This window comes from Citrobacter sp. FP75 (assembly GCF_018342065.1).
In the GTDB taxonomy this organism is placed as follows: domain Bacteria; phylum Pseudomonadota; class Gammaproteobacteria; order Enterobacterales; family Enterobacteriaceae; genus Citrobacter.
In genome coordinates, this window is sequence record NZ_JAFDOE010000010.1 from 51454 (window position 1) to 77704 (window position 26251).

Here is a 26251-nt window from a genome sequence, read left to right on the forward strand (position 1 = left end):
TCAGGAATAAAGCTTTATGAATGCAGCGTTATGGATCAGTAAAACCGGCCTGTCGGCACAAGATGCTGAGATGAGTGCGATTGCCAACAACATCGCCAACGTCAACACCACGGGCTTTAAGCGCGACCGCGTGATGTTCCAGGATCTGTTTTATCAGACTCAGGAAGCACCGGGCGCAATGCTCGATCAAAACAACATCATGCCGACCGGAATGCAGTTCGGTAGCGGTGTGCGCATTGTCGGTACGCAGAAAACCTTCACCGAAGGGAATGTGGAAACCACCGACAATACGATGAACGTGGCCATTATGGGGCAGGGGTTCTGGCAGGTGCAAAAGGCCAACGGGGATATTGCTTATACCCGCGACGGCAACATGCAGGTTAACGCTGACGGAGTGTTAACTAACTCTGAAGGCTTGCCTCTGCAACCGGAAATTGATGTGCCGTCCGGTGCTACCAATGTGGCATTTGGTGAAGATGGCACCGTAACGGCGATCCTTCCCGGCGACAGCGACCCGACTGAACTTGGGCAGTTGACGCTGGTGAATTTCGCCAACCCGGCAGGGCTTTCCGCAGAAGGCGACAACCTGTATCTGGAAACCGCAGCCAGCGGTCAGCCGACGGAAGGTATTCCGGGGGAAGATGGCCTGGGTACCTTGCAGGACAGCGCGCTGGAAGGCTCGAACGTGGATATCGTCAACGAAATGGTGGCGATGATCAACGTGCAGCGCGCCTATGAGATGAACGCCAAAATGGTCTCTGCAGCAGACGATATGCTGCAGTTTATTAGTCAGACGCTGTAACGCAACGTGGTGAAATGCCGGATAAGCGGCAGCGCCATCCGGCAAATTTAAAGTAAACAGGCAGAACGTGAAAAATTATCTCTGGCTGATGGTACTGCTCCCCCTGTTAAGTGGGTGTGAATCGCAGGCCATCATGGTCAAAAAAAATGACGAATTCTTTGCTCCCCCTAAAACGGAGGCACAGCCGACGGCGGATGGCCGGGCGGGGGGCGTGTTTGAAACAGGCTACAAGTGGTCGCTGACGGCGGACCGCCGCGCCTATCGGGTCGGGGATATCCTGACCGTTATGCTGGAGGAATCAACTCAATCCAGCAAACAGGCGAAAACCAATTTTGGCAAAAACAACACTGTCGATATTGGCGCGCCGACCCTCTTTGGTCATACCAAAGATAATTTGTCTGCCTCAGTTGACGCTAATCGCGATTTCAACGGTACGGCAACGTCGCAGCAGCAGAACAGCTTACGCGGCGAAATTACGGTGTCTGTGCACTCGGTACAGCCGAACGGCATTCTGGAAATTCGCGGTGAAAAATGGCTCACCCTCAACCAGGGGGATGAATACATCCGCCTGAGTGGACTGGTGCGGGCCGATGACATTCAGAACGATAACTCGGTCTCCTCGCAACGTATTGCCGATGCGCGAATCTCGTATGCAGGGCGTGGGGCACTCAGCGATGCCAACGCGGCGGGCTGGCTGACGCGTCTGTTTAACCATCCTCTCTTCCCGATCTAATGCAGGATTTTGATATGCAACACTTAAGCGGGCGCTGGATGAAGGCGTTAAACGGCATTGTTATCGCCCTGAGCCTGATTCTGCCCGGCACGACGCAGGCACAATCTCTGGAGTCGCTGGTTAACGTCCAGGGCGTCAGGGAAAACCAACTCGTCGGCTACAGTCTGGTCGTCGGCCTGGACGGCACCGGCGATAAAAACCAGGTCAAGTTCACCAACCAGACTATCACCAACATGCTGCGTCAGTTCGGCGTTCAGTTACCGAGCAAAATCGACCCGAAGGTGAAAAACGTCGCGGCGGTGGCGGTCAGCGCGATGTTACCGCCAATGTACTCGCGTGGGCAAACCATTGACGTTACGGTCTCTTCTATTGGCGATGCCAAAAGCCTGCGCGGTGGCACGCTATTGCTCACCCAGTTGCATGGCGCAGACGGGGAAGTGTACGCCCTTGCGCAAGGTAGCGTGGTGGTCGGCGGGATGAATGCGACCGGGGCCAGCGGCTCCAGCGTTACCGTCAATACCCCAACCGCCGGGCTTATTCCTAACGGTGCATCGGTAGAACGTGAGATCCCCAGCGACTTCCAGATGGGTGACACCATCACGCTTAATCTGAAGCGTCCTTCTTTTAAAGATGCGAACAACATTGCGGGGGCGATCAACGCCGCGTTTGGCGGTATTGCAACGGCACAAAGCTCGACCAACGTCAGCGTACGCGCGCCGACCAGCCCAGGCGCGCGCGTCGCCTTTATGTCTCAGTTAGATGATGTTCAGGTTCAGGCCGAAAAAGTACGCGCTCGCGTGGTGTTTAACTCGCGTACCGGCACGGTGGTGATGGGGGACGGTATCGCCCTGCACGCCGCGGCGGTGTCGCATGGCAGCCTGACGGTTTCCATTAATGAAAGCAGTAACGTCAGCCAGCCGAATGCCTTTGCCGGCGGTCGTACGGCGGTGACGCCGCAAAGCAACATTTCAGTGAATCATGCCCGACCTGGAATGATTACCCTGCCGGAGTCCAGCAGTCTGAAAACGTTGGTTAATGCTCTCAATGGTCTGGGCGCAACGCCGGACGACATTATGTCCATTTTACAGGCCCTGCATGAAGCCGGTGCGCTGGATGCCGATCTGGAGGTGATTTAATGTCCGATATCAAGGTGAACCGTAGCGGCGGCATTGACGGCAGCGATGCGTTAATGGGCCCCAAAATCAAAGACAACGATTTGCAAAAAGCTGCCCAGCAGTTTGAAGCCATTTTTTTACGCAACATGCTGAAAGAGATGCGTAAAACCAATGAGATCTTTGACTCGAAAGATAACCCGTTTAACAGCGACTCGGGGCGCATGATGCAGGGGTTTTATGACGATCAGCTATGCAACAGCCTTGCCCAGCAGCACGGTATCGGGATTGCGGCGATGATCGTCAAACAGCTCTCTCCGCATCACAAAGGATAAAGGTTGCCCGGCGGCTTAAGAACCGTGGTTTTTAAGCCGCTCTTAATCGGCAAGGTTGTTAACGACAGACCGGGTGACTGACCGGCAAGGACTCTTTGATGGATATGATTAACATTGGCTACAGCGGCGCATCTACGGCGCAGGTGGAGCTTAACGTTACCGCGCAGAACACGGCAAACGCCATGACGGACGGTTACACCAGGCAGGTTGCCATCACCAGCACCATTGGCTCCAGCTCGGGTTCAGCCAACAGTGCCGGTAACGGTGTGCAGGTTGACAGTATTCGCCGCGTTTCAAACCAGTATCAGGTGAATCAAGTGTGGTATGCCGCCAGCGATTACGGCTACTACAACACCCAGCAAGAGTATTTAACTCAGTTGGAAACGGTGCTCAGTGATGACAACAGTAACCTGAGCGGGGGATTCGACAATTTCTTCGCGGCCCTGAATGAAGCGACAACCAGCCCGGATGATTCCGCGCTGCGCGAACAGGTGATCAGCGAGTCCGGCGCGCTGGCGCTGCGCGTGGATAACACCCTGGATTACATCGACTCCCAAAGCAGTGAAATCGTTAGTCAGGAGCAGGCGATGGTTGCTCAGGTGAATACGCTAACCAGCGGTATTGCCAGCTACAACCAGCAGATCACTGAAGCGGAAGCCAACGGTGATAACGCGTCTGCTCTGTACGATGCTCGCGATCAAATGGTGGAACAGCTTAGCGGCATTATGGATGTGCAGGTCAATATTGATGATGAAGGCAACTACGATGTCACGCTACAAAACGGTCAGCCGTTGGTCAGCGGTCAGGAGAGTTCCAGCATTGAACTGGAGGCTAACGCTGACGGTACGCAGAGCATGTCGCTGACCTTTGCCGGGACCACATCGTCTATGGACACCGATACCGGTGGCTCGCTGGGGGCGCTGTTTGATTATCAAAATCAGGTACTGACGCCGCTGACGGGAACGATTAACAGCATGGCGGAGCAATTTGCTGATGCGGTTAACACCCAGCTTGCACAGGGCTTTGACCTGAACGGCAACCCCGGTGAGCCGCTGTTTATTTATGATGAAAATTCATCTGATGGCCCGCTGGAAGTGAACCCCGATATCACCGCCGATGAGCTGGCGTTTTCCAGTTCGCCGGACGAAAGCGGCAACAGCGATAACCTGCAGGCGTTGATCAACATCTCTACCGAGCCGCTGGAAATTGACGGTCTGGGAAGCGTCACCGTGGGCGAGGCCTGCTCGTCGATCATCAGCAACATTGGTATCTACAGCCAGCAGAACCAGACTGAAGCCGAAGCGGCGGCAAACGTCTACTCCGAAGCGCAGAACCAGCAGAGCAGCGTCAGCGGGGTCAGCATGGACGAAGAAGCGGTGAACCTCATTACCTATCAGCAGATTTACGAGGCCAACCTGAAAGTTATCTCAACGGGCGCAGATATTTTCGATTCTGTGCTGGAAATGTGTAGCTAACCTGGAGAGGAATGAATATGCGTGTGTCTACCCAGCAATCTTATGTGTCTATGACGCAGAGTTTTAATGATCTCTCCAGCGATCTGTCCCATGTCGTTGAGCAAATGGCGACCGGAAAAAGTATTTTGTTGCCGTCTGACGATCCCATCGCGGCGACCCGTATCACCCAGTTGAACCGCCAGCAATCGGCCCTTGACCAGTATCAGAGCAATATTGACTCCGCGACGGCAGGCATGAGCCAGCAGGAGTCGATCCTTGATGGCGTGAATAACGATCTGTTGGCGATTCGCGACGATCTGCTGGAAGCGGCGAACGGCACCAATACCACCGATTCGTTAGCCAGTCTGGGGCAGGATATTCAGTCGATGACCGAAGCGATGGTCTCGGCATTAAATTACCAGGATGAAGACGGGCACTATGTGTTTGGCGGGACGGTCAACGATCGGCCGCCGATTGTTGCCGTGGACGACGACGGTGATGGTGTCACCGACAGTTATACCTACCAGGGGAATGACGACCATCGTCAAACCACGGTATCGAATGGCGTGGATGTCGATACCAACGTTGCGGTCAGCGATTTCTTCGGCGATAGCCTGGACGTGCTGAACACGCTTACGTCGCTGTCGAAAGAGCTACAGGATCCGTCGGTTGACCCTGCCGATCCACAGGTACAAAGTGATATTGAAAATGCTATCAATACGGTGGATGACGCCTCCGACTCGCTCAATGCTTCTATTGCCACCATCGGTGAAACGCAAAATACGATGAGCATGCTGAGCGGCGCGCAAACGGATATCACCACCTCTAACGATCAGTTGATTGGTCAGTTGAGCGATCTGGATTACGGCCCGGCCTCCATTACTTTTACCGGTCTGGAAATGGCGATGGAAGCCACTTTAAAAACCTACTCCAAAGTGAGTGAGTTAAACCTTTTCAGTGTGATTTAACAGTAAGCAGCAGCCCAGGAACAGTATGCAGGTCGGTTTAAATACAACGTCACTCTCCGGTAACGGAGCACTTAATCATTCTGTTCAACCGCATACGGTTGCGCAGAATGCCCCTGTCCGTCAAAAGTTACCCGCTACGGCGAGTGATTATCCGGCCTCTCCACTTATTACTACCCGGCCTCAGCGCTACAGCGTTCAGCTCAACGATCAGCTCACGACGTTGCAACAGGCCGATCACTATCTTGGTCAACTGGAGCAGCATTTATTGGACTATCGCCACGCTTCGCGCCGGGGTGGGCAGGCCCAGCAGCAGAAAGGGGCCGAACTCAGCCAGTGGCTGGAAAAACGGCCGGCATTATCTGGTAGCTCGGTTGACAGACAGTTGCGCCCGGTATTGCAAGGTGAGGCGCGGGTGACCTTTCACTCGCCTGAACTGGCGCAGATGCTACAAAAAGGCACCATGAGTTCGCGGATGTTTAGCCTCTCTGATGGACGGCAAACGCAGCACTCTGCGGTTGTGGCCGGTGAAGATCTTGCCCCTGGCCAGTACAAAATGTTGATGAGCAATGCGCTGCGTCGTGTTGGTGTGCAGGTGCACGACCAACAGGGCGCACTGACCTTCTCCACCACGGAAAAACAGTGGCCGCAGATCGAACAAACCCTGAGTGTGCGTGATATGGACGCAAAGTCTTCGGCGTATACGCTGCTGACAACTTTTGCCGATCCTTGCCGTACGGACGAATTACTGCAGAGCGTATCGCAGGGCAGTTCCCGCACTCAGGATGGGTTACAACAGGCGCTGGATGTCATTGGCGATCAGCGCGCGCAAATGGCCGCGCAGCAGGAGAAGGCCCGGCAGCTGATTGACGGTATGGCGCGTTTTCCGCAGGCAGAAAGTGCGGTAAAAGCCTCAGAGTCACTCGGTGGGGTATTAGATCATGCTAATCACAACTATCAGGTATTAGCACAGGCGGTAAATGGACAGGCCCGGCTTTCCAGCCAGACTGTCCGTAGTTTATTAAGTTAATTTTTCTGGCAGGGTTTTGTTGAGAATGTAAAGGCAGAGGGGTCTGTGATTAACAGGCCTCCCACATCCTGGGTAAACAGCAAATTTTGCTGCGGGTTTAAATGAATCCACCATGTATGCAGGTTGTGCTCATCAACAAAGGTACTGAAATTTGATAAGCGATGGTCATTTTTATCTGCTTTGGCAGTACTAAAATGAAACTCGCCCTGCTTAGATGTTCCCGCCAAACGATTAATACACGTTAAAATTTCGAATGTTGACGGCGCTTGATTATTTTGTTCCTGGGGGATGAGCGTAAGTGAGGTGCTTTTGCTCTGCGGACTCATAATCAGTTCGTAATGAAAATTCTTGCCGGTGTTAAGATCGTAATTGGCAATAACCGTTTTTTCAATATGGGCATGAGCCATGAAGGTACAGAATAAAGGGAAAATGGCCACGGAATAGAAAAAGTTATTATTTGCATTTTGGTATTTCATTTAACATTTTCTCCACTTCTTTAATTAAAATACCATTCATTTCATTATCTTTATTTAGCCAGTTATCAAAGCTCAGTGCTAACTGCCAGCTATCATTGCATTGATTACTTAGTACAATATCAAGCGTAAGTTTGTTTAATGCGACTCTGTAATATAGGGTCATTGAGGCATTATGCGTAACCAAAAGTTGATCAATTTGTTGTATTCCAGGGAAAATATGTTGTGAAACAACAGGTAGATTTTTCTTGTTTTCACCTGGATCGTAAAGATGATAAACCGCAATACGGCTGATATTTTCAATGTTTTCTTTAACTAGCTGTGGCGTTTCTTCCGGTTTCGTGGCCGACGGCGCTTTAAAATAAGAGATCAGCGCGAACAGCGATAGTGCGATAATGATAACGGGTAGCGTAATCCGAGCGGCCCGGTAAGTGGGATGTTTTGTTTCAGTTTTTCTCCGAGCGCTCAGCGGTAATGTTATGTTAACTAATGGTTTTTCTTCATGATTAGACACGTTGTGAATCGTGTCTATGATTTCATCTGACGTACCGGTTTCGACAATAACCGTATTCTCTTCTGTTTCATCATGCGCGCCGCTATCAACCGTATTTAAATTGTGGTTAATGGTCTCTGACAGGTAATCTTTATTAAATAAATACCCTTTTTTGGGGATGGTTTTTATAATTTCCTGTTGTTTTCCATCATCATCGATAGCGACTCGTAAGGCATGAATGGCAGTTGGTAAGCTGTTTCCACCGACGATGCGATTCTTCCAGACTGCGGTCATTAAAAATGAACGAGATAAGACGACATCGGCATTTTTAGCTAATGTTTCTAAAAGAATAAAATGGTATTCGCCCAGGCGACGCGTTTCACCTGTTTCACAGTGGATTAATGCATTAAGCGAAGAATCCATCCGCCAGTTGTTGACTACAATACTCATAGTTTTGTCTACCCGTGCAAGATTTTTTTAAATCCTTGATGCCACACCGTTAAAAATCAGTGCATTAAAATTCTGAAGAAATTGAGATATCTTTTGTGGCTGACTGGATGAGAAGCGGCAGCCTGATTGGCATTGGGTGTTTTTTGCGCTGTCCGAAAAAGGACTGAAAATGTAACTAAAGTGTCCTTGACTCACAATATAAAAGTGCATTGTATTTGCAACTAAATGTAAATTCATGCGTGAGTGAGGTGAGTTAAGCTGTTTTTGATTAAGTATAATCTTATTGATTTCATGGTGTTAATAATCAGTGTTTGATGGTGATCGTTTCATTATTAGACATTTCTAATAATCTTTTAATTAAAAATTGATTGAGCTAATTCTTATGCTAAGGGGGGTGAAAAATAGCACGGGATGCTAATAAAGGTAGCCCTTAGCGTTTGTTTATATCCCCTGAACTGATTTTTTAAACGAGTGAAAAAATTTTTCTCAGGGCTTTAAGTTTTACAAACGGATGGTCGTTTTTACAGGGTATCGAAACGAACACGATTATTCCCAAGGAGCAGTACCATGTTATCGATTAATACTAATACCGCATCAATGGCAGCTGTTAACGCTATCAACAAAAGCAGCGCATCTCTGTCTACTTCTATGGAACGTCTGGCGACAGGTAACCGCATTAACTCTTCTGCTGATGATGCTGCGGGCAAACAGATTGCCAGCCGCCTGACTGCACAATCCAGCGGCATGGGCGTTGCACTGAGCAACATTCAGGACGCAACCGCAATGCTGCAGACCGCAGATAGCATGTTTGATGAAATGACCGACGTGCTGGGCCGCATGAAAGACCTGTCCACGCAGGCAGCGAACGGAACCTACAACAGCGACGACCTGCAGGCTATGCAGGATGAATACGACGAACTGGGCCAGCAGATGTCCGACATGCTGCAGAACACCACCTACGGCGGTACTAACCTGTTCGGTACGGCTTCTGGCAGCAACACCGGTACTGCTGGCCTGTTCCAGGGCGCAGTGACCTTCCAGGTTGGTGCAGAGTCTTCTGACACCATGACCGTGGATATCTCCAGCCAACTGGGCGACCTGGTGAATGATCTGGGTAGCGTGAGTGCTTCTTTCACTTCTGATCAGGCTGGTACTGCTGGTACTGGTGGTACGGAGCTGACCACTTCTGGTTCTGCTAACACCATGATCGGCAGTATCCAGACTGCCATGGACGACGTGTCCAAGATCCAGTCCAAACTGGGTGCGTCTATCAACCGTCTGAACGACACCGCAGCTAACCTGACCAGCATGCAGGACAACACTGAAGTCGCTATCGGTAACATTATGGATACCGACTACGCGACGGAAGCCTCCAACATGACTCAACAGCAGGTGCTGATGCAAACAGGTATCACCATGCTGAAGCAGTCCAACAGCATGTCCAGCATGGTTTCCAGCCTGCTGCAGTAATGCCTGAAGTGATGCCATGAACAACACCGCCGCCTGGCGGTGTTGTGCTTTCAGCAACTGAGAATATTTCAGGAAACCTTCCTGGATAAGGGAAAATTCATTTCCTCTCATGAGGTAACTTACTGAATATAAAGTATAAAATATCTTGGCATGTATTTTGCTATCACATCAATAACGTTACACGGGGTTATTAATTATGAGCTTTACGAGTCCGATTCAAAAGTTAGCACAACAATTTGCCTACGCTGATATCGCCACGCAGGCTGCTAACTTGCAGAACGAGCAGGCCGATCTGGATGCGGAGAGCAGCGGTCTGGACTCGTTAAGTACAGCGCTCACCGACTTTCAGTCAGCAATTGACGCACTGAACAGCGACACCGATGGCCCGCTAACATTCTCTGCGACGTCAAATAATGAATCAAATACGGTGTCAGCAAACTCGCAGGCGCAGGCGGGTACTTATTCTTTTTATGTCGAGCAATTGGCGCAGGCGCAACAATCAACGTTCAACATAAACGACGATACTTTAACCGCCACCGGAACATTTGAGCTCACCATGGGCGATAGCACCATGGATATCGATCTGACAACAGCGGATCAGAACGGTGATAACGATGGGTTTATTGATGCCAGCGAACTGGTTGATGCCATTAATGACTCAGATGACAACCCTGGCGTTTCGGCGGCGCTGGTCAAAACCGATGGCACGACGACGATTATGCTGACGTCTGATGCAACCGGTGCGCAAAGTGCGTTCTCCATGAGCGTTACAGGTAATGATGGTTTCGCTACCGCATTGACGCCGCAAACGATGACTAATGCGCAAGATGCGATAATTCATCTGGGTGGCCCAACAGGGCAAGTAATAACCAGCAGTACCAATACGTTTGATGATGTGATCCCTGGCGTAACGATGACCTTCTCTGAGGTCAGTACACCTTACGTAGAGGGGCAGCCTTATGACTCGTCTGATTTAACCACCTTTACCGTTGCGGAAGATTCCAGCGGATCGCAGGCGAAGGTGCAGACCTTTGTGGATGCCTATAACACGCTGATCGACACCATCGACTCTCTCACTAGCTATGGCGATGACGACACGGCTGCCGGGGTTTTTGCCGGTGATGCGGGGATGAACTCTCTGGCAAATCAGATGGATGATATTGCCCATGCCTCTTATGGCGGTGTGTCGATTGTCGATTATGGCATTACGCTGGATTCCGACGGCCATCTACAGATTGATTCAGACCAATTTAATGAAGAGATGGACGAAAACCCGGACGGTTTGACCTCCATCTTTGTGGGTGAGGACAGCATGGTCGCGCAGATGGATGAACTGATGGAAAGCTACCTGGATTCCAGTAACGGCATCATCGCTATGCGCCAGGAAAACATCGATGACCAGCAGAGCAAAATTCAGGACGAAGGCGATCAGCTGACTGAAACCTATAACACCAACTACGAGCGTTACGTAGAAGAGTACACCAATACGCTGGTTGAGACGTACACCATGAAAGTGAGTATGGCCGCATTTATGTAAGCGTCCGGTTTAGTAAAAGAATAGAGAGTCAATATGTACGACACGCAGGATGGTTATTCGCAATACAAAGAGATAGATCTTGCTGCACGTACGGCGGCAGCGTCACCTCTTGAACTGGTGCTGGTGCTGTTTTCCGGTTTGATGGACGAACTGGAACGCGCCAAAAGCCATATTGAAAACAAACGTTATGAGAAGAAAGCGCAGAGCATCAATAAATGCATCGATATTCTCAATGCCCTGACCAGTTCACTGGAGTTTGAAACGGGGGGAGAGCTGGTGGTGAACCTGTCCCGGCTTTATGACCACTGTGTCTACCGTCTGTATGAGGCCAGCGGTGAATTGTCGTTAGACAAAATCGATGAAGTGATCCTCATCCTGACGAATCTGCGGACAGGCTGGGAAGGCTTGTCGGCCAAACTGGGATAAGGCGATGGAAAGAGAGCGTCAGCAACAACAACTCTACGCCCTGGTCGGGGAAATGAACGAAGCTCTCGACCAAAAGCGCTGGCGACGGTTACCGGGGCTACACCAGCAGGTGATGAAGGTTTTTCACCAATATGCTGCCTGGGAGACCGATGCTAGCGCGTTGCGAGAGGTAAAGGCCAACATGCTGGCGGCATTTGAGACGCTGATTGAACGACGTACGCAGCGTGCACAAGAGCTTAAAGCATGTATGGATAAGCACCAGCAGAACCTGGAAGGCGTGTTGGCGTATTCAATGGTTAATTTAATTTCGGAGAAGGCATGAATCCTGTATTACTGGCCTCGGCCAGTGCGCTGGCTGAGGCTACGCCGGAAAAAGCGGCTATTTCGGCCCCAGCAGCGTCTGCGAGCGGTAGCACAACTACGTTACCGCAGGCTGGCTTTAACGCCGTGGTTGAACGCCTGGTCGGGGCAAAAGTTAACCAGCAGCAAGCGTCGATTGCTCAGCATCAACATGACGACGCCGACCCGGCTGCAATGCAGGCGTTGCTGGCTATGCTGCTGGCACAACCGGTCCAGACGGCGGCTCCCGCGGCTTCACAACATCAGCCTGAGGGTGAAATGTTGAAAATGCTGGCGCAGGTGCAATCCGGTAATACGCAGTCACCGCTGCTGCGTCAGCTGGCGAGCGCAATGACCCAGCAGGGAAAAACTGCGGCTTCAGGGGAACAGCCCGCGCCGGATTTAGCCGCGCTGCCACCTAAATTGCAGGCGCTACTGACGTCATTAACTGAGGATTTGCCGCCGGCTACTGCGGAACAGCAGGCCAAACTGGCAACGTTATCTGCTCAGGATTTGCGCGCGATCGCGCCTGAATCGGCATCGCTCTCGACCTCGAAGCAAATTTCTGCCCAGGTGAAATCAGCGGAACACGCTGTTCCTCACCCGATGGTAGTGAAAAAAACGGGCGGTCTGGCGGTTAATCAGTCGGTTTCCACACCGAACTTGCTGAATACGGCCGTGCAGGGGAATCAACCGGGGAGCGCCCTTACTGACCGCAGCATCGTGTCGACGCAGGCATCCACTCCGGTGGCGATGTCGACGGATGAACTGGGTGAAAAACTCACTGCATTATTGAAAGACCGAATTCAGTTTCAGTTGGGTCAGCAGCAGCAAATTTCTACCATTCGTCTTGATCCTCCGTCGCTTGGCAAACTGGAAATTGCCGTGCAACTGGATGCGGGAAAACTGATGGTTCATATCGGCGCCAATCAGAGTGATGTCTGTCGGTCGTTGCAGCAATTTAGCGAGAACCTGCGCCAGCATTTGACGGCGCAGAACTTCATGGAAGTCAATGTTCAGGTCTCTTCTGAGGGACAGTCGCAACAGCAACAACAGCAGCAGTCGGGCCATCAACAGGACGAGGTCATGTCGGCGTTAACGCTTAATGATGAACCTCAATTTCAACAGAACGAATCCGTTCTGATCAAAGTGTAAAAGAAAGATGAAGAAAATCGTTATCGCATGTGTGATCAGTTCCGTTGTTGCTCTGGGTATTGCCGGGGGCGCAGGGTGGGGCATTTATCATTCTATGGCTAAGAGAGGCACGGTTACGGCCGAAAAAACCACTGATGAAGCCGAAGAACATCAGGATGAGACCAGCAGTATTTTTGTCTCCCTGCCGGAAACGGTAGTGACGCTTCATGATAATGAAGGCGGGGATCGTTATATGGTTGTAGAGCTGGTGATGGTTGTTGATTCAGATAAAGATGCTGAAAAAATAAAGAAAGACGAACCGCTCTATCAAAGTATTACGGTCAACGAACTCTCAGATATGAAATATGAAGATGTTCGTGCGCTTAAAATCTCTGATATCAGAAAGAACATTTTTGATACGCTGAAAACTGAATTAGTGAAACGCAAAATGGCGACACCCTATAAGGATCTGTTGGTGAAAAAAGTCGTGTTTCAATAAGCGATGCGCCAGGAAATAACATGATACAGGATGCTTACGAGTCAGATGACTTTAATGCGACACCCGTGCTAACACCACAACAGGAGAGCCATTACTTACAGGCTTATCTCCCGTTGGTGCGCAAAGTGGTGCGTCAACTTGCGCCACAATGTACCTGCGTTATGGACAGGCAGGACATGGAGCAAACGGCACTGATGGGATTGCTGAATGCGATTCGCCGCTATGGCTTGCCAGATGAAAGTTTTGCAGGTTATGCGGTACATCGCATACGCGGTGCCATACTGGATGAGCTGCGCAGTCTCGACTGGCGGCCCCGCCAGTTACGACAGAAATACCATCAGATTAAAGACTTGATTCGTGAAGCGCGCACAAAACTCGGCCATGAACCCGGATGGGAGGAACTCTCTCAATTGGGGTTATCGTCTGAAGATTATCAGGAATACCAGCAGCTGGAAGGTGCCGAAACGCTGGCCAGCCTGGATGAAATGCTGAGTGGGGAAATGCCAATTGCCCCGCTGGAAGGGCGAGGTCTTGAGGAGCAATTTGTCACTCAGGAAATGCTACGACACGCCCTGAATCAACTCAGTGAAAAAGAGGGCCTCGTGCTCTCAATGTATTACCAGCACGATATGAATTTAAAAGAGATTGCGCTGGTGTTGGGGCTGACTGAAGCCCGAATTTGTCAAATGAATAAAAAAATCACGCAGAAGATTCGTGATTGTTTATATCCAGACTAACAATTCCGAATCGAAATGCGGAGGATGTAATGCAAAAGATTTTTGGTTTACTGGTGGTTGTCGGCTGCGTATTTGGTGGCTATTTTGAGGCGGGTGGGCAATTAATTGCGATTTGGCAACCGGCGGAGATTATCATTATTATCGGTGCAGGCTTGGGGGCCATGATTATTGGTAACCCGATGCATGTGTTGAAAGAGATCGTCCGCCAAATTAAAGGCGTGATCAGTAAAAAGAAAATGGGGCCGGAATTTCAGCGCCAGCTACTGATGTGCCTGTATGAACTGCTGGAAATGGTGCAAAACGGTGGTCTGCGCATGCTGGATCAGCATATCGAACAGCCGGAAGAGAGTACCATCTTCCAGAAATACCCGCTGGTGCTGACGCAGAAACGTCTGGTGACGTTTATCGCGGATAACTTCCGTCTGATGGCGATGGGGAAAATTGATGCCCACGAGCTGGAAGGTATTCTCGATCAGGAACTGGATACGGCTGAAGAGTCGCTATTAACCCCTTCACGTTCGTTACAACGTACCGCAGAGGCGATGCCTGGATTTGGCATTTGCGCGGCAGTGCTTGGAATTATCATTACCATGCAGTCTATCGATGGCTCAATTGCGCTTATCGGTTTAAAAGTGGCCGCCGCGCTGGTGGGAACTTTCTTAGGGGTGTTCATCTGTTATTGCCTGATGGACCCGCTGGCGAATGCCATGGAACAGCAGGCCCGGGCTGAGCACTCTCTGCTGGAGTGCGTGCGTACCGTGCTGGTTGCACAAGCGGGTGGTAAGCCGACTCTGCTGGCGGTTGATGCGGGTCGTAAACTTCTTCATCTGGCTTCTAAACCCACTTTCGCCAATCTTGATGCGTGGGTTAATGCGATGCTGGAGCAAGAATAAGCATGAGGAAGGGGCCAAATCGTCGCGATCGCGGCGCAAAGACCACCATTATCCGGCGGCAAATTAAAAAGAATCATGCAGGTCATCATGGCGGTGCATGGAAGGTTGCATTTGCCGACTTTACGCTGGCGATGATGGCGTTATTTATGACGCTGTGGATTGTTAACAGCGTCAGTAAGGCCGACCGCGAAAATATCGTGGCGGCGCTGCATGGTCAGTCGATCTTTAACGGTGGCGGTATGGCGCCGTTAAACAAGCTGGGCAAGCAGCCGATAGCGCCGGGAGCCCAGCAGAAAAACGTCACACGCAATAAGCAGGATAAAGCGACACGCCCGCAAGAGACTGCACAGATCACAGAAGAAAACGCCAAAAAGGCGATGGATGTGAATGAAAAAAACGCGTTGCTGAAGAAAAAATCGGCGCGTGAACTGGGAGAACTGGCTACCAATATTGACGTCATTGCCCGTAATGCGCATATGGAAACCAACCTGGAAATGGAGATCGTTCCCCAGGGGCTGCGCGTACTGATTAAAGATGACCAGAACCGGAGTATGTTTGAACGCGGCAGCGCTAAAATTATGCCGTTCTTTAAATCGCTGCTGGTTGAGCTGGCACCGGTGTTTGACTCGCTGGACAACAGGCTCATCATCACCGGACACACGGATGCGATGAGCTACAAGAGTAACATCTACAACAACTGGAACCTCTCCGGCGATCGCGCACTGTCGGCTCGTCGCGTTCTGGAAGATGCCGGCATGCCGCAGGATAAAGTCATGCAGGTTAGCGCCATGGCGGACCAAATGCTGCTGGATGCGAAAAATCCTGAAAGCGCAGGTAACCGTCGTATTGAGATCATGGTATTGACGCAAAGTGCATCCGATACGCTGTATCAATATTTTGGTCAGCACGGAGAGAAGGTGGTGCAACCGCTGGTGGACAAGTTGGATAAGCAAAAGCAGGTAACCTCTTTACGTCAACAACCCAATTCTGTACCGCAATAATTCCGTTCCCCGTCCCCCACGCAACGTGGGGGCATATTATCCCTCAGGAAGGCAATATGATAGATGTAACCCATATCATTCCATTGGATATTCATGACGATAGCATTACGGATGTAGCCTGCCAGGGGGCGCATTTCGATGATGTTTCAGGTATCTGGTACACCGAACCTCATGAGCTAAATGGGGCGCTCAGTGATTATGTTTACCACACCGACAGTTTTAATATTGTCGCCCCTTACTATCTGGTTATTACCTCGAAGATGCAGTGCTGGAGCTGCCACCAGATTACCCGTATTCATGGGGTAATGTTTACCCGATTTATTAAGAGAAATCAGGATGGTGAAGGCTGGAAATCGGTCAGGCGTAATACCTTTCTGTTCCATATTAATTCTCTGCCTGAAGAGATAAAAAAGAACATCAAAGCCAGTAATTACTATCTGGATAAGAGTAAAACAACCGGGCTTCGCTACTGGATGAATCACTGTGAAGTTTGTGGGGAACGCTTAGGTGACTACGAACTTTTCTGCGTTGAAGATGACGCCTTCCGCCTGATGACAATTGAAAAACTGCTGCGGTCAAATGTACGAAAAGTGAATAAACTGTTTGTCAGTACAGCAGGCAATCCCGCAGACCATGCGCCAAAGGACATTGTGCGTTACTTGTGTGATGCCCACTTTGTTATGAATGGGCCAGCGCCCGCGTAAGGCACATTCATACTTCTCACTGTATAAAAATACTGTATACTTAAACAGTATTTTGGTGAGGTGAGCTATGCGTAAAATCATACATGTCGATATGGACTGCTTTTTCGCGGCGGTGGAAATGCGCGATAACCCCGCCCTGCGTGACATTCCCATTGCTATCGGTGGCAGCCGCGAGCGCAGGGGAGTCATTAGCACCGCCAATTACCCGGCGCGAAAATTTGGTGTACGCAGCGCGATGCCTACGGGGATGGCACTTAAGCTGTGCCCACATCTCACCTTACTACCCGGTCGCTACGAGGCTTATAAAGAAGCCTCGCGTCAGATTCAGGCGATTTTCTCTCGCTACACTTCGCTTATTGAACCCCTTTCGCTGGATGAAGCCTACCTGGATGTTACCGACAGCACCCATTGCCACGGCTCTGCCACGCTGATTGCCCAGGAGATCCGCCAGACGATTTTTAACGAGCTACAGCTTACCGCGTCTGCGGGAATTGCGCCGGTCAAGTTTCTGGCAAAGATCGCCTCCGATCTCAATAAACCCAACGGACAATATGTGATTACGCCCGATGATGTGCCGGAATTTATCAGAACGTTACCGTTGGCGAAAATTCCCGGCGTCGGCAAAGTTTCCGCCGCCAGGCTGGAATCCATGGGATTACGCACCTGTGAAGATGTGCAAAAATGCGACCTGGCGATCTTGCTTAAGCGCTTTGGTAAATTTGGTCGGGTACTGTGGGAGCGCAGCCAGGGTATTGACGAACGGGATGTGAACAACGACAGGCTGCGCAAATCCGTCGGCGTTGAACGTACGCTGGCCGAGGATATTCATGAGTGGTCAGAGTGTGAGGCGATTATTGAGCGGCTCTATCCCGAACTGGAACGGCGTCTGGCAAAGGTAAAGCCGGATCTGCTGATCGCCCGCCAGGGTATCAAATTAAAGTTTAATGATTTTCAGCAGACTACGCAGGAACACGTCTGGCCGCGCTTAAGTAAAGACGATTTAATTGCAACGGCGCGCAAAACCTGGGATGAGCGTCGGGGTGGGCGTGGGGTCAGACTGGTAGGGTTACACGTTACGCTGCTGGATCCACAGCTTGAACGACAATTGCTGTTAGGGCTGTGAAGCAGTAAATTGCCAGGGAGTCGTTTTTATATAGAGTATGAAACCAGACAGTAAATCTGTCTTGCAATGTGAATTGCGTCTGATTAATATACGCGCACTTTATATCCAGCCAATTTAACTGCAAAGGGGGTTAATCATGATGACAAATTCTAAAAACTCAATTTGCAGACATTCCCAGGAATAACCTTTCTTTTTGCCCTGGTAACGTCTGCCATATCCTAATTTAATTTTCCAGGAATGGTATATGGGCATTTATCATAATGTCTCTGATGCGATCGCTTATATTGCATCAGACGATCTGTGGATCGAAGGTTCTGCGATCCAACAATTACACACAACGGCAAACTTACCCGGCATGCGTCGCGTAGTGGGGATGCCAGATTTACACCCCGGTCGCGGCTACCCGATTGGTGCTGCATTCTTTTCACTCGGCCGTTTTTATCCGGCGCTGGTCGGCAACGATATTGGCTGTGGTATGGCGCTGTGGCAAACGGACATCCTCACCCGCAAATACAACGCAGATAAATTTGAGAAGCGACTGGCAGAACTGGATGACAGTGCGGAAGAAGCATGGCTTGAAGAGCATCTGCCAGAGGGCCTGATACAACACCCCTGGCGCAGCGCATTGGGGTCGATTGGCGGTGGTAATCATTTTGCCGAACTGCAGCAAGTGGATCAGGTCTTCAATACTGAACGCATCAATTTCGCCGGGCTTGATACGCAACATCTGTTGCTGCTGGCACACAGCGGTTCACGTGGTCTGGGACAATCAATTCTTCAGCATCATATTGCCTCTTTTTCGCATAACGGGCTGGAGGAAGGGAGTGACGACGCGATGCGCTACCTGACAGAACATAATGATGCGCTGGCGTTTGCTCGCGTAAATCGTCAGTTGATTGCCAGCCGCATTCTGCAACAGGTTAGGGCAACGGGGCATTCCGTGCTGGATGTGGCGCATAACTTTGTTGAGTCGTGCTGCATCGGCGGTCAGCAGGGTTGGCTGCATCGTAAAGGCGCAACGCCGGACACATGTGGACTGGTGATTATCCCGGGATCGCGTGGTGATTATAGCTGGCTGGTTCAGCCGGTGCCGAGCGAAGCCTCGTTATGCTCACTGGCGCACGGTGCGGGACGCAAATGGATGCGTACCGAATGCAAAGGGCGCCTGTCCGGTAAATTCAGCCCACAGCAACTCTCCCGTACTGAACTGGGAAGTCGGGTAATTTGCCGTGACAAACAGCTGATCTACGAAGAAGCGCCGCAGGCGTATAAATCGGCAGAAAGCGTGATTAACTGTCTGGTACAAGCTGGATTAGTGGAACCGGTAGCGCGTTTGCGCCCGGTGTTGACGCTGAAAACCCGCGGAGGAAAAAGCGCATGATGTTATTGCAACTCTCTTCCGCTCAGGGGCCAGATGAGTGTTGTCTGGCGGTAAAAAAAGCGCTGGAGCGGCTGATAAAAGAAGCGGCTCAGCAGGATGTAGCCCTTACACTGCTGGAAACGGAGCAGGGCAGGCATCCCGATACGTTACGTTCAGCGCTTGTGTCGCTGGACGGCAACAATGCGCTGACATTAAGTGAACGCTGGTGCGGTACGCTGCTGTGGATTTGTCCCAGTCCGTATCGTCCAAATTACGGGCGTAAAAACTGGTATGTCGGCGTCGGGCGCTTTGCCGCTGATGAGCAGGCGCAATCAGATGAAATCCGCTTCGAAACGTTGCGTTCTTCTGGTCCCGGCGGGCAACACGTTAATAAAACCGACTCGGCGGTGCGGGCCACGCATCTGGCGAGCGGGATCAGCGTGAAGGTTCAGTCGGAACGTAGCCAGCATGCTAACAAGCGGTTAGCGCGACTGTTAATTGCCTGGCGACTTGAACAGCAACGGCAGGATGATAGCGCTGCGCTGAAGTCTGAGCGGCGTATGTTCCATCATCAGATTGAGCGCGGAAATCCGCGGCGGACGTTTAAAGGATTGGCGTTTACAGAACGGTAACGGGGAATGAAATAACCGGATGGCGCCGTTCACAGCGCCATCCGGCATTGAGTGTGGAGACTTACTTCGCCGGAATAGACTTCAGCAGTTCAGTCAGAAGCCGCCAGTAATGACCAACGCTTTCGATATGAACCTGCTCATCCGGGGAGTGCGGACCAGTGATAGTTGGCCCGATGGAAACCATGTCCATCTCCGGATACGGCTTCTTAAACAGGCCACATTCCAGACCGGCGTGGATAATCTGAATGTTCGGCGTCTTGTTGAACAGACGCTGATAGGTTTCGCGAACCAAGTGCATCACCGGAGAGTTCGCATCCGGCTGCCAGCCAGGATACGCGCCTTTGGCTTCCGTTTTGGCACCCGCCAGCTTACCCAGAGAATCCAGCATGCTCACGACATAGTCTTTACCGCTGTCGATCAGCGAGCGAACCAGGCAGTGAATCTGCACGTTGTCGTCAGTCATGGTGACAACGCCGACGTTCAGTGAGGTTTCCACCACGCCTTTGGCCACGTCGGAATTGCGGATCACGCCGTTTGGCGTAGCGTTCAGCAGGCGAACAAAAGTATCGCGAGACTGCGCGGTCAACGCGGCTTTGTCGTTAGTTACTGCATCCAGCAGCAGCGCCAGATTCTTCTCTTTTGCTGCCAGCTCGTTTTTCAGGATTTCCTGGTAAGTGCTGACCAGCGCTTTTAGCGCATCGACTTTGTCTGCGGCAACGGCAAGGGTAGCGAAGGCTTCACGCGGGATTGCGTTACGCAGCGTACCGCCGTTGAAGTCAACCAGGCGTAGATCCAGCTCTTCAGCGTGTCCTGCCAGGAAACGCACCAGCAGCTTGTTGGCATTGCCGAGGCCGACGTGGATTTCACCGCCAGAGTGACCGCCTTTCAGACCTTTTAAGGTCAGCTTAAAGCTCTGGAAGCCAGCAGGAACTGCTTCACGCTCGAGCTTCAGGTTCGAGGTAAAGTCGATGCCCCCCGCGCAACCCATGTAGATCTCACCTTCTTCTTCAGAGTCGGTGTTGATCAGAATGTCCGCCTGCAGCCAGTTAGCCTGCAGACCAAACGCACCGTCCATGCCTGCTTCTTCGGTCATGGTCAGCAGCACTTCCAGCGGGCCGTGAACCACGCTGTCATCAGCCAGAACGGCCAGCGCAGAGGCCATACCGATGCCGTTATCCGCACCCAACGTGGTGCCACGGGCTTTCACCCACTCGCCGTCAATATAAGGCTGGATAGGATCTTTGGTGAAGTCGTGTACGGTATCATTGTTTTTTTGTGGCACCATATCCAGGTGCGCCTGCAGAACAACCGGCTTGCGATTTTCCATTCCTGCGGTAGCGGGTTTGCGAATCAGGATATTACCAACCTGATCGCGCTCGACGTGGAAACCTTTCTCCTGGGCCCAGCTCAGAATGTGTTCAGCGAGTTGCTCTTCATGGTAAGACGGATGAGGAATAGAACAGATTTTGGCAAAAATATCCCACAGCGGTTGCGGGGATAATTGAGACAGTTCAGACACGTTGAGTCTCCTTGGCGATGTCCTGTAAAACTTACTTACAGTCCACGAGGTTAGCAGAATTAAAAACACCACAAGCCTGGCTTGCGCGATGCGATCGAGAATACCACTTTCTCTGCTCACGGCTAGCAAAAAGCATGCAAAAAGAGGCGCGGATTCCGCGAAACACTGGTTTTTAGCGCGCCAGATCTCTATAATCTCGCGCAACCTATTTCCCCCTCGAACACTTTTTAAGCCGTAGATAAACAGGCTGGGACACTTCACATGAGCGAAAAATACGTCGTCACCTGGGACATGTTGCAGATCCATGCACGTAAACTGGCGAGCCGCCTGATGCCTTCTGAACAATGGAAAGGCATTATTGCCGTTAGCCGTGGTGGTCTGGTGCCGGGAGCACTGCTGGCGCGTGAATTGGGTATTCGTCATGTCGATACCGTATGCATCTCCAGCTACGATCACGACAATCAGCGCGAACTGACCGTGCTGAAGCGTGCCGAAGGTGACGGTGAAGGTTTCATCGTCATCGATGATCTGGTTGACACCGGTGGTACCGCGGTTGCGATTCGCGAAATGTACCCTAAAGCGCATTTCGTCACCATCTTTGCTAAGCCGGCAGGTCGCCCGCTGGTGAATGATTATGTGGTTGATATTCCTCAGGATACCTGGATTGAGCAGCCGTGGGATATGGGCGTCGTGTTCGTTCCACCGATCTCTGGTCGTTAATCTAAAAAGTTTTCAACGCCTGGCTATGCCGGGCGTTGTTCTTTTTGTGCTGTGTCAGGTTACACTATGCCTTAGTGAGTACTCATGGAGGCCGTAATCATGTCACAGGCTAACCTCAGCGAAGTCCTGTTTAAACCCCGCTTCAAACATCCTGAAACCTCAACTCTGGTTCGTCGATTTAATCACGGCGCGCAGCCGTCTGTGCAATCTGCCCTGGATGGCAAAACAATCCCGCACTGGTATCGCATGGTGAATCGCCTGATGTGGATCTGGCGCGGCATCGATCCGCGCGAAATCCTTGAGGTGCAAGCGCGTATCGTGATGAGCGAAGCCGAGCGCACGGACAAAGAACTCTACGACACGGTCATTGGCTATCGTGGCGGCAACTGGATCTACGAGTGGGCGAAGCAGGCAATGGACTGGCAGCAGAAAGCCACTGTGGAACAGGACCCGCAAATTAGCGGACGCCACTGGCTGCATGCCTCTACGCTGTACAACATTGCTGCGTATCCGCATCTGAAAGGCGACGAATTAGCTGAACAGGCGCAGGCCCTGGCGAATCGCGCGTATGAAGAGGCGGCTCAACGCTTGCCTGGCACTCTGCGCGAGATGGAGTTTCCTGTTGCTGGCGGCTCGCCGATTACTGGCTTCCTGCATATGCCAAAAGGCGACGGCCCGTTCCCGACGGTGCTCATGTGCGGTGGTCTGGATTCCATGCAAACGGACTACTACACCTTGTATGAGCGCTATTTTGCTCCGCGCGGTATTGCCATGTTGACGCTGGATATGCCTTCGGTTGGGTTCTCGTCAAAATGGAAACTGACCCAGGATTCCAGCCTGCTGCATCAGCACGTATTAAAAGCGCTGCCTAACATTCCCTGGGTCGATCACACCCGCGTGGCGGCATTTGGTTTTCGCTTTGGCGCTAACGTGGCGGTACGGCTGGCGTACCTGGAATCTTCGCGTCTGAAAGCGGTTGCGTGTTTGGGACCGGTGGTGCATGCGCTGCTCAGCGACCCACAGCGTCAGGCAAGCGTCCCGGAGATGTACCTCGATGTGCTGGCCAGTCGTCTGGGCATGCACGACGCCTCCGACGACGCTTTGCGCGTCGAACTCAATCGTTATTCATTAAAAGTACAAGGCCTGCTGGGCCGACGTTGTCCAACGCCGATGCTGTCAGGATTCTGGAAAAACGATCCGTTTAGCCCGGAAGAAGAGTCCCGCTTAATCACCTCGTCATCTTCTGACGGTAAGCTTTTGGAGATCCCGTTTAACCCGGTGTATCACAATTTTGATAAAGCGCTGCAAGAAATAACCGGATGGATCAGTCATAGATTGTGTTAATAGATTGCTAAATTTTATTGATTTGGTAAAACAGTTGCTTCACCTAAGGAGATCGCAATGACGTTACCGAGTGGACACCCGAGAAGCAGATTGATCAAGAAATTTACCGCGCTTGGCCCTTACATCCGGGAAGGGCAGTGCGAAGATAATCGATTTTTTTTCGATTGTCTGGCTGTTTGCGTCAACGTGAAACCCGTTCCGGAGAAACGTGAATTCTGGGGCTGGTGGATGGAGTTAGAAGCACAGGAAAAACGCTTCACGTACAGCTACCAGTTTGGTTTGTTTGATCAAGACGGCAACTGGACTGCCGTGCCCATCAAAGAGACTGAAGTGGTAGATCGACTGGAGTACACCCTACGTGAGTTTCATGAAAAATTACGAGGGTTGCTAACGTCGCTCAATCTGGCGCTGGAGCCTGCGGACAACTTTAAGGATCAGCCGGTTAAATTAACGGCATAGTGAACAGCAAAATGCCGGATGGCGGCGCAACCCCATCCGGCATTTTTTACGTTACATCAGAACTGATAGGTCATGCCCACAGCAACGATATCATCATTGTTGATGGCCAGCTTATTATCGCTATCGAGCTGGTTGATTTTATAATCAACAAACGCCGACATATTCTTGTTGAAATAATAGGTCGCGCCAACGTCGATATAATTCACCAGATCTTCATTGCCGATACCTTCAATATCTTTACCTTTTGACAGCACATACCCCAGGGACGGACGCAGACCAAAGTCAAACTGGTACTGAACTACCGCTTCGAAGTTCTGTGTTTTATTGGCAAAACCACCGGAAACCGGCGTCATATTGCGTGTTTCAGAATAGAACGTTGCAATATAAATATCGTTGGCATCATATTTTAAACCCGTCGCCCAGGCTTCGGCTTTATCACCCGTACCGCGAACTTGCAGATTCTGTTGGTTGGTGCGATCGGAGTTGGTATAGGCGCCGCTGATGGCGAAATCGCTGCCGCCAAAATCATAGGTTACAGATGTACCAAAACCATCACCGTTCTGTTTTTTCACATCGCGATCCTGGTTTTTACCTTGATATTGCAAGGTGAGATCCAGTCCGTCGACGACGCCGAAGAAGTCGGTGTTACGATATGTCGCCAGACCGCTCGCGCGTTTGGTCATGAAGTTATCGGTCTGCGCGGAAGAGTCACCGCCGAACTCCGGGAACATATCGGTCCACGCTTCCACATCGTACAGCGCACCCAGGTTACGACCGTAGTCGAAGGAGCCGAGGTTTTTTAATTTCAGGCCCGCGAAGGCCAGACGTGTTTTTTGCTGGTTGGAATCGCTTTCGGCTTTATTACCGGCGAACTCGGCTTCCCAACGGCCATAACCCGTCAGTTCATCGTTAATTTGCGTTTCGCCTTTAAAACCTAAACGGATATAGCTCTGGTCGCCGTCTTTGCTGTCGTAATCCGTCATGTAATGCATGGCTTTAACTTTGCCATACAAGTCCAGTTTATTACTGTTCTTGTTATACACTTCCGCTGCCTGTACGGATGCCGATGCAACAATCCCCATCACCACTAATGCCAGAGTGCTCTTTTTCATTTTCATTCCTGATTAAAAGTACGCGCGAATATTTACTGGGTGTGATCCCCGTTAAAAGACAGGAGGGTTTTTAACGTCTGGCAATGAACGTTTTATGACAAAGTAAGAATATTTTTAAAAAAAGATGTTTATTTGTTTCTGTAATAAAAGCATCAAAATTTGCCGCTACGCTTGCTGATCCTGCGCAATAAAATTCCATGCTTTGTGCGCTGGCTGTTGGCAACCGGGGCCAGTCCTGCTAAAACGTTCGTTTGATATCATTTTCCCCAATCTTGAATGGCAGAGAATCATGAGTGACAGCCAGACGCTGGTGGTAAAACTTGGCACCAGTGTGCTAACGGGCGGATCGCGCCGCCTGAACCGCGCCCACATCGTAGAACTGGTCCGCCAGTGCGCACAGCTACATGCCGCAGGGCATCGTATTGTTATTGTTACCTCGGGCGCGATTGCCGCCGGACGTGAGCATCTTGGTTACCCTGAACTCCCGGCAACCATCGCCTCAAAACAGCTGCTGGCTGCGGTAGGGCAGAGCCGACTGATTCAACTGTGGGAGCAACTGTTCTCCATTTACGGTATTCATGTCGGGCAGATGCTGCTGACGCGTGCGGATATGGAAGACAGGGAGCGTTTCCTCAACGCCCGCGATACCCTGCGTGCGCTGCTGGATAACAACATCGTTCCTGTCATCAATGAGAACGACGCGGTGGCGACCGCCGAAATTAAAGTCGGTGATAACGACAACCTGTCGGCGCTGGCGGCAATTCTTGCCGGGGCTGACAAGCTGCTGCTGCTTACCGATCAACAGGGCCTGTTCACAGCCGACCCACGCACCAATCCGCAGGCTGAGCTGATTAAAGACGTCTACGGGATTGATGATGCGCTGCGTTCTATCGCCGGAGACAGCGTTTCTGGTCTGGGAACCGGCGGTATGGGGACGAAATTACAAGCCGCCGATGTGGCCTGTCGTGCCGGTATCGACACCATTATTGCCGCAGGCAGCAAGCCTGGCGTGATTGGCGATGTGATGGAAGGTGTGTCCGTGGGGACGCGTTTTCATGCACAGGCTTCTCCGCTGGAGAACCGAAAACGCTGGATCTTCGGCGCACCGCCAGCCGGGGAAATTACCGTCGATGAAGGCGCAACCGCCGCTATCCTGGAGCGCGGCAGTTCGTTGCTGCCAAAGGGCATTAAAAGCGTGACAGGCAACTTCTCTCGTGGTGAAGTGATCCGTATCTGCAATCTTGAAGGGCGTGATATTGCCCACGGCGTGACCCGCTATAACAGCGACGCGCTACGCCGTATTGCCGGACACCACTCTCAACAGATTGACGCGATCCTCGGCTATGAATATGGCCCGGTTGCCGTCCATCGCGATGACATGATCACTCGTTAAGG

General features: G+C 51.3%; 28 protein-coding genes. 24 read left to right on the forward strand and 4 right to left on the reverse strand.

What is annotated here, in order from left to right; all coding sequences use genetic code 11:
• Positions 1-16 precede the first annotated feature (16 nt).
• The 7 genes from flgG (at position 17) to JQ822_RS22105 (ending at position 6431) form a co-directional block, all read left to right on the forward strand.
• Entirely contained in the window at positions 17-802 is a 786-nt protein-coding gene (gene flgG / locus JQ822_RS22075) for a flagellar basal-body rod protein FlgG (protein WP_003838810.1), read from the forward strand.
• Positions 803-869: 67 nt separating this feature from the next.
• Positions 870-1535: a flagellar basal body L-ring protein FlgH gene (gene flgH, locus JQ822_RS22080; protein ID WP_213135263.1), complete on the forward strand. Its 666-nt coding sequence runs from the start codon at positions 870-872 to the stop codon at positions 1533-1535.
• Between the two features lie 14 nt (positions 1536-1549).
• Positions 1550-2671 (forward strand): flagellar basal body P-ring protein FlgI, encoded by a 1122-nt coding sequence (locus JQ822_RS22085; protein WP_213135264.1) that lies wholly within the window; start codon positions 1550-1552, stop codon positions 2669-2671.
• A gap of 8 nt (positions 2672-2679) precedes the next feature.
• Positions 2680-2982 (forward strand): rod-binding protein, encoded by a 303-nt coding sequence (locus JQ822_RS22090; protein WP_213135312.1) that lies wholly within the window; start codon positions 2680-2682, stop codon positions 2980-2982.
• Positions 2983-3080: 98 nt separating this feature from the next.
• Complete coding sequence (gene flgK / locus JQ822_RS22095) at positions 3081-4457, forward strand: flagellar hook-associated protein FlgK (protein WP_213135265.1); 1377 nt, start codon at positions 3081-3083, stop codon at positions 4455-4457.
• A 17-nt stretch (positions 4458-4474) separates the two neighbouring features.
• Positions 4475-5404 (forward strand): flagellar hook-associated protein FlgL, encoded by a 930-nt coding sequence (gene flgL / locus JQ822_RS22100; protein ID WP_213135266.1) that lies wholly within the window; start codon positions 4475-4477, stop codon positions 5402-5404.
• A gap of 25 nt (positions 5405-5429) precedes the next feature.
• Positions 5430-6431, forward strand: a complete 1002-nt coding sequence (locus JQ822_RS22105; protein ID WP_213135267.1) for a flagellar hook-associated protein — start codon at positions 5430-5432, stop codon at positions 6429-6431.
• Here JQ822_RS22105 and JQ822_RS22110 read toward each other — a convergent pair.
• A complete protein-coding gene (locus tag JQ822_RS22110; RefSeq protein ID WP_213135268.1) occupies positions 6428-6907 on the reverse strand; it encodes a hypothetical protein in 480 nt (159 codons plus the stop codon). The two genes, JQ822_RS22105 and JQ822_RS22110, sit on opposite strands and share 4 nt — an antisense overlap.
• Positions 6885-7847 carry a winged helix-turn-helix domain-containing protein gene (locus JQ822_RS22115; protein ID WP_213135269.1) on the reverse strand — a complete coding sequence of 321 codons (963 nt, stop codon included), beginning with the start codon at positions 7845-7847 and terminating at the stop codon, positions 6885-6887. Before JQ822_RS22115 ends, JQ822_RS22110 begins: the two co-directional genes overlap by 23 nt.
• Positions 7848-8414: 567 nt before the next feature.
• Here JQ822_RS22115 and lafA point away from each other — a divergent pair.
• From lafA to prfH, 13 genes are all read left to right on the forward strand, one after another.
• Positions 8415-9317, forward strand: coding sequence for a lateral flagellin LafA (gene lafA, locus JQ822_RS22120; protein WP_213135270.1), 903 nt, complete (start codon positions 8415-8417; stop codon positions 9315-9317).
• A gap of 196 nt (positions 9318-9513) precedes the next feature.
• Positions 9514-10854, forward strand: a complete 1341-nt coding sequence (gene fliD, locus JQ822_RS22125; RefSeq protein WP_213135271.1) for a flagellar filament capping protein FliD — start codon at positions 9514-9516, stop codon at positions 10852-10854.
• Positions 10855-10887: 33 nt separating this feature from the next.
• Positions 10888-11280 (forward strand): flagellar export chaperone FliS, encoded by a 393-nt coding sequence (gene fliS, locus JQ822_RS22130; protein WP_213135272.1) that lies wholly within the window; start codon positions 10888-10890, stop codon positions 11278-11280.
• A 4-nt stretch (positions 11281-11284) separates the two neighbouring features.
• Complete coding sequence (locus JQ822_RS22135) at positions 11285-11602, forward strand: flagellar protein FliT (RefSeq protein WP_213135273.1); 318 nt, start codon at positions 11285-11287, stop codon at positions 11600-11602.
• Complete coding sequence (locus JQ822_RS22140; RefSeq protein ID WP_213135274.1) at positions 11599-12774, forward strand: flagellar hook-length control protein FliK; 1176 nt, start codon at positions 11599-11601, stop codon at positions 12772-12774. The genes JQ822_RS22135 and JQ822_RS22140 overlap by 4 nt, the downstream gene beginning before the upstream one ends.
• Before the next feature lie 7 nt (positions 12775-12781).
• The gene (locus tag JQ822_RS22145; protein WP_213135275.1) at positions 12782-13252 is read left to right on the forward strand and encodes a flagellar basal body-associated FliL family protein; all 471 of its coding nucleotides are present in this window, start codon (positions 12782-12784) and stop codon (positions 13250-13252) included.
• Between the two features lie 20 nt (positions 13253-13272).
• Complete coding sequence (locus JQ822_RS22150; RefSeq protein WP_213135276.1) at positions 13273-13989, forward strand: FliA/WhiG family RNA polymerase sigma factor; 717 nt, start codon at positions 13273-13275, stop codon at positions 13987-13989.
• A gap of 29 nt (positions 13990-14018) precedes the next feature.
• On the forward strand, positions 14019-14882 hold the full coding sequence (motA, locus tag JQ822_RS22155) for a flagellar motor stator protein MotA (RefSeq protein ID WP_213135277.1): 864 nt from the start codon (positions 14019-14021) through the stop codon (positions 14880-14882).
• A 2-nt stretch (positions 14883-14884) separates the two neighbouring features.
• A complete protein-coding gene (gene lafU, locus JQ822_RS22160; protein ID WP_213135278.1) occupies positions 14885-15883 on the forward strand; it encodes a putative lateral flagellar export/assembly protein LafU in 999 nt (332 codons plus the stop codon).
• A gap of 56 nt (positions 15884-15939) precedes the next feature.
• A complete protein-coding gene (locus tag JQ822_RS22165) occupies positions 15940-16587 on the forward strand; it encodes a DNA primase (protein ID WP_213135279.1) in 648 nt (215 codons plus the stop codon).
• Between the two features lie 67 nt (positions 16588-16654).
• Entirely contained in the window at positions 16655-17710 is a 1056-nt protein-coding gene (gene dinB / locus JQ822_RS22170) for a DNA polymerase IV (RefSeq protein WP_213135280.1), read from the forward strand.
• 244 nt (positions 17711-17954) lie between these two features.
• Positions 17955-19091, forward strand: a complete 1137-nt coding sequence (locus tag JQ822_RS22175; RefSeq protein WP_213135281.1) for an RNA ligase RtcB family protein — start codon at positions 17955-17957, stop codon at positions 19089-19091.
• Complete coding sequence (prfH, locus tag JQ822_RS22180) at positions 19088-19702, forward strand: peptide chain release factor H (RefSeq protein ID WP_213135282.1); 615 nt, start codon at positions 19088-19090, stop codon at positions 19700-19702. Before JQ822_RS22175 ends, prfH begins: the two co-directional genes overlap by 4 nt.
• 61 nt (positions 19703-19763) lie before the next feature.
• Here prfH and pepD read toward each other — a convergent pair whose 3' ends face one another.
• Positions 19764-21221, reverse strand: coding sequence for a cytosol nonspecific dipeptidase (pepD, locus tag JQ822_RS22185; protein WP_213135283.1), 1458 nt, complete (start codon positions 21219-21221; stop codon positions 19764-19766).
• A gap of 261 nt (positions 21222-21482) precedes the next feature.
• Here pepD and gpt point away from each other — a divergent pair, with 261 nt between their 5' ends.
• The 3 genes from gpt to crl all read left to right on the forward strand — a co-directional run bounded on the left by gpt (position 21483) and on the right by crl (position 23744).
• Complete coding sequence (gene gpt / locus JQ822_RS22190; RefSeq protein WP_115259349.1) at positions 21483-21941, forward strand: xanthine phosphoribosyltransferase; 459 nt, start codon at positions 21483-21485, stop codon at positions 21939-21941.
• 99 nt (positions 21942-22040) lie between these two features.
• The gene (frsA, locus tag JQ822_RS22195; protein ID WP_213135284.1) at positions 22041-23285 is read left to right on the forward strand and encodes an esterase FrsA; all 1245 of its coding nucleotides are present in this window, start codon (positions 22041-22043) and stop codon (positions 23283-23285) included.
• A gap of 57 nt (positions 23286-23342) precedes the next feature.
• Positions 23343-23744, forward strand: a complete 402-nt coding sequence (gene crl / locus JQ822_RS22200) for a sigma factor-binding protein Crl (protein WP_213135285.1) — start codon at positions 23343-23345, stop codon at positions 23742-23744.
• A 56-nt stretch (positions 23745-23800) separates the two neighbouring features.
• Here the strand turns inward: crl and phoE are convergent, their stop codons facing one another.
• On the reverse strand, positions 23801-24856 hold the full coding sequence (phoE, locus tag JQ822_RS22205) for a phosphoporin PhoE (RefSeq protein WP_213135286.1): 1056 nt from the start codon (positions 24854-24856) through the stop codon (positions 23801-23803).
• A gap of 289 nt (positions 24857-25145) precedes the next feature.
• Between phoE and proB the strand changes: the two genes are divergently transcribed.
• Positions 25146-26249, forward strand: coding sequence for a glutamate 5-kinase (gene proB / locus JQ822_RS22210; RefSeq protein ID WP_213135287.1), 1104 nt, complete (start codon positions 25146-25148; stop codon positions 26247-26249).
• The last annotated feature ends 2 nt before the right edge of the window (positions 26250-26251 follow it).

Bases quoted from the DNA above. Each gene is read 5' to 3' on its own strand.
- gpt (WP_115259349.1), top strand. From the start codon at position 21,483: ATGAGCGAAAAATACGTCGTCACCTGGGACATGTTGCAGATCCATGCA.
- flgL (WP_213135266.1), top strand. From the start codon at position 4,475: ATGCGTGTGTCTACCCAGCAATCTTATGTGTCTATGACGCAGAGTTTT.
- dinB (WP_213135280.1), top strand. From the start codon at position 16,655: ATGCGTAAAATCATACATGTCGATATGGACTGCTTTTTCGCGGCGGTG.
- JQ822_RS22165 (WP_213135279.1), top strand. From the start codon at position 15,940: ATGATAGATGTAACCCATATCATTCCATTGGATATTCATGACGATAGC.
- JQ822_RS22145 (WP_213135275.1), top strand. From the start codon at position 12,782: ATGAAGAAAATCGTTATCGCATGTGTGATCAGTTCCGTTGTTGCTCTG.
- JQ822_RS22085 (WP_213135264.1), top strand. From the start codon at position 1,550: ATGCAACACTTAAGCGGGCGCTGGATGAAGGCGTTAAACGGCATTGTT.
- prfH (WP_213135282.1), top strand. From the start codon at position 19,088: ATGATGTTATTGCAACTCTCTTCCGCTCAGGGGCCAGATGAGTGTTGT.
- frsA (WP_213135284.1), top strand. From the start codon at position 22,041: ATGTCACAGGCTAACCTCAGCGAAGTCCTGTTTAAACCCCGCTTCAAA.
- proB (WP_213135287.1), top strand. From the start codon at position 25,146: ATGAGTGACAGCCAGACGCTGGTGGTAAAACTTGGCACCAGTGTGCTA.
- JQ822_RS22115 (WP_213135269.1), bottom strand. From the start codon at position 7,847: ATGAGTATTGTAGTCAACAACTGGCGGATGGATTCTTCGCTTAATGCA.
- JQ822_RS22175 (WP_213135281.1), top strand. From the start codon at position 17,955: ATGGGCATTTATCATAATGTCTCTGATGCGATCGCTTATATTGCATCA.
- JQ822_RS22150 (WP_213135276.1), top strand. From the start codon at position 13,273: ATGATACAGGATGCTTACGAGTCAGATGACTTTAATGCGACACCCGTG.
- JQ822_RS22140 (WP_213135274.1), top strand. From the start codon at position 11,599: ATGAATCCTGTATTACTGGCCTCGGCCAGTGCGCTGGCTGAGGCTACG.
- motA (WP_213135277.1), top strand. From the start codon at position 14,019: ATGCAAAAGATTTTTGGTTTACTGGTGGTTGTCGGCTGCGTATTTGGT.
- flgK (WP_213135265.1), top strand. From the start codon at position 3,081: ATGGATATGATTAACATTGGCTACAGCGGCGCATCTACGGCGCAGGTG.
- phoE (WP_213135286.1), bottom strand. From the start codon at position 24,856: ATGAAAAAGAGCACTCTGGCATTAGTGGTGATGGGGATTGTTGCATCG.
- flgG (WP_003838810.1), top strand. From the start codon at position 17: ATGAATGCAGCGTTATGGATCAGTAAAACCGGCCTGTCGGCACAAGAT.
- lafU (WP_213135278.1), top strand. From the start codon at position 14,885: ATGAGGAAGGGGCCAAATCGTCGCGATCGCGGCGCAAAGACCACCATT.
- JQ822_RS22135 (WP_213135273.1), top strand. From the start codon at position 11,285: ATGGAAAGAGAGCGTCAGCAACAACAACTCTACGCCCTGGTCGGGGAA.
- JQ822_RS22105 (WP_213135267.1), top strand. From the start codon at position 5,430: ATGCAGGTCGGTTTAAATACAACGTCACTCTCCGGTAACGGAGCACTT.
- JQ822_RS22110 (WP_213135268.1), bottom strand. From the start codon at position 6,907: ATGAAATACCAAAATGCAAATAATAACTTTTTCTATTCCGTGGCCATT.
- lafA (WP_213135270.1), top strand. From the start codon at position 8,415: ATGTTATCGATTAATACTAATACCGCATCAATGGCAGCTGTTAACGCT.
- fliD (WP_213135271.1), top strand. From the start codon at position 9,514: ATGAGCTTTACGAGTCCGATTCAAAAGTTAGCACAACAATTTGCCTAC.
- fliS (WP_213135272.1), top strand. From the start codon at position 10,888: ATGTACGACACGCAGGATGGTTATTCGCAATACAAAGAGATAGATCTT.
- crl (WP_213135285.1), top strand. From the start codon at position 23,343: ATGACGTTACCGAGTGGACACCCGAGAAGCAGATTGATCAAGAAATTT.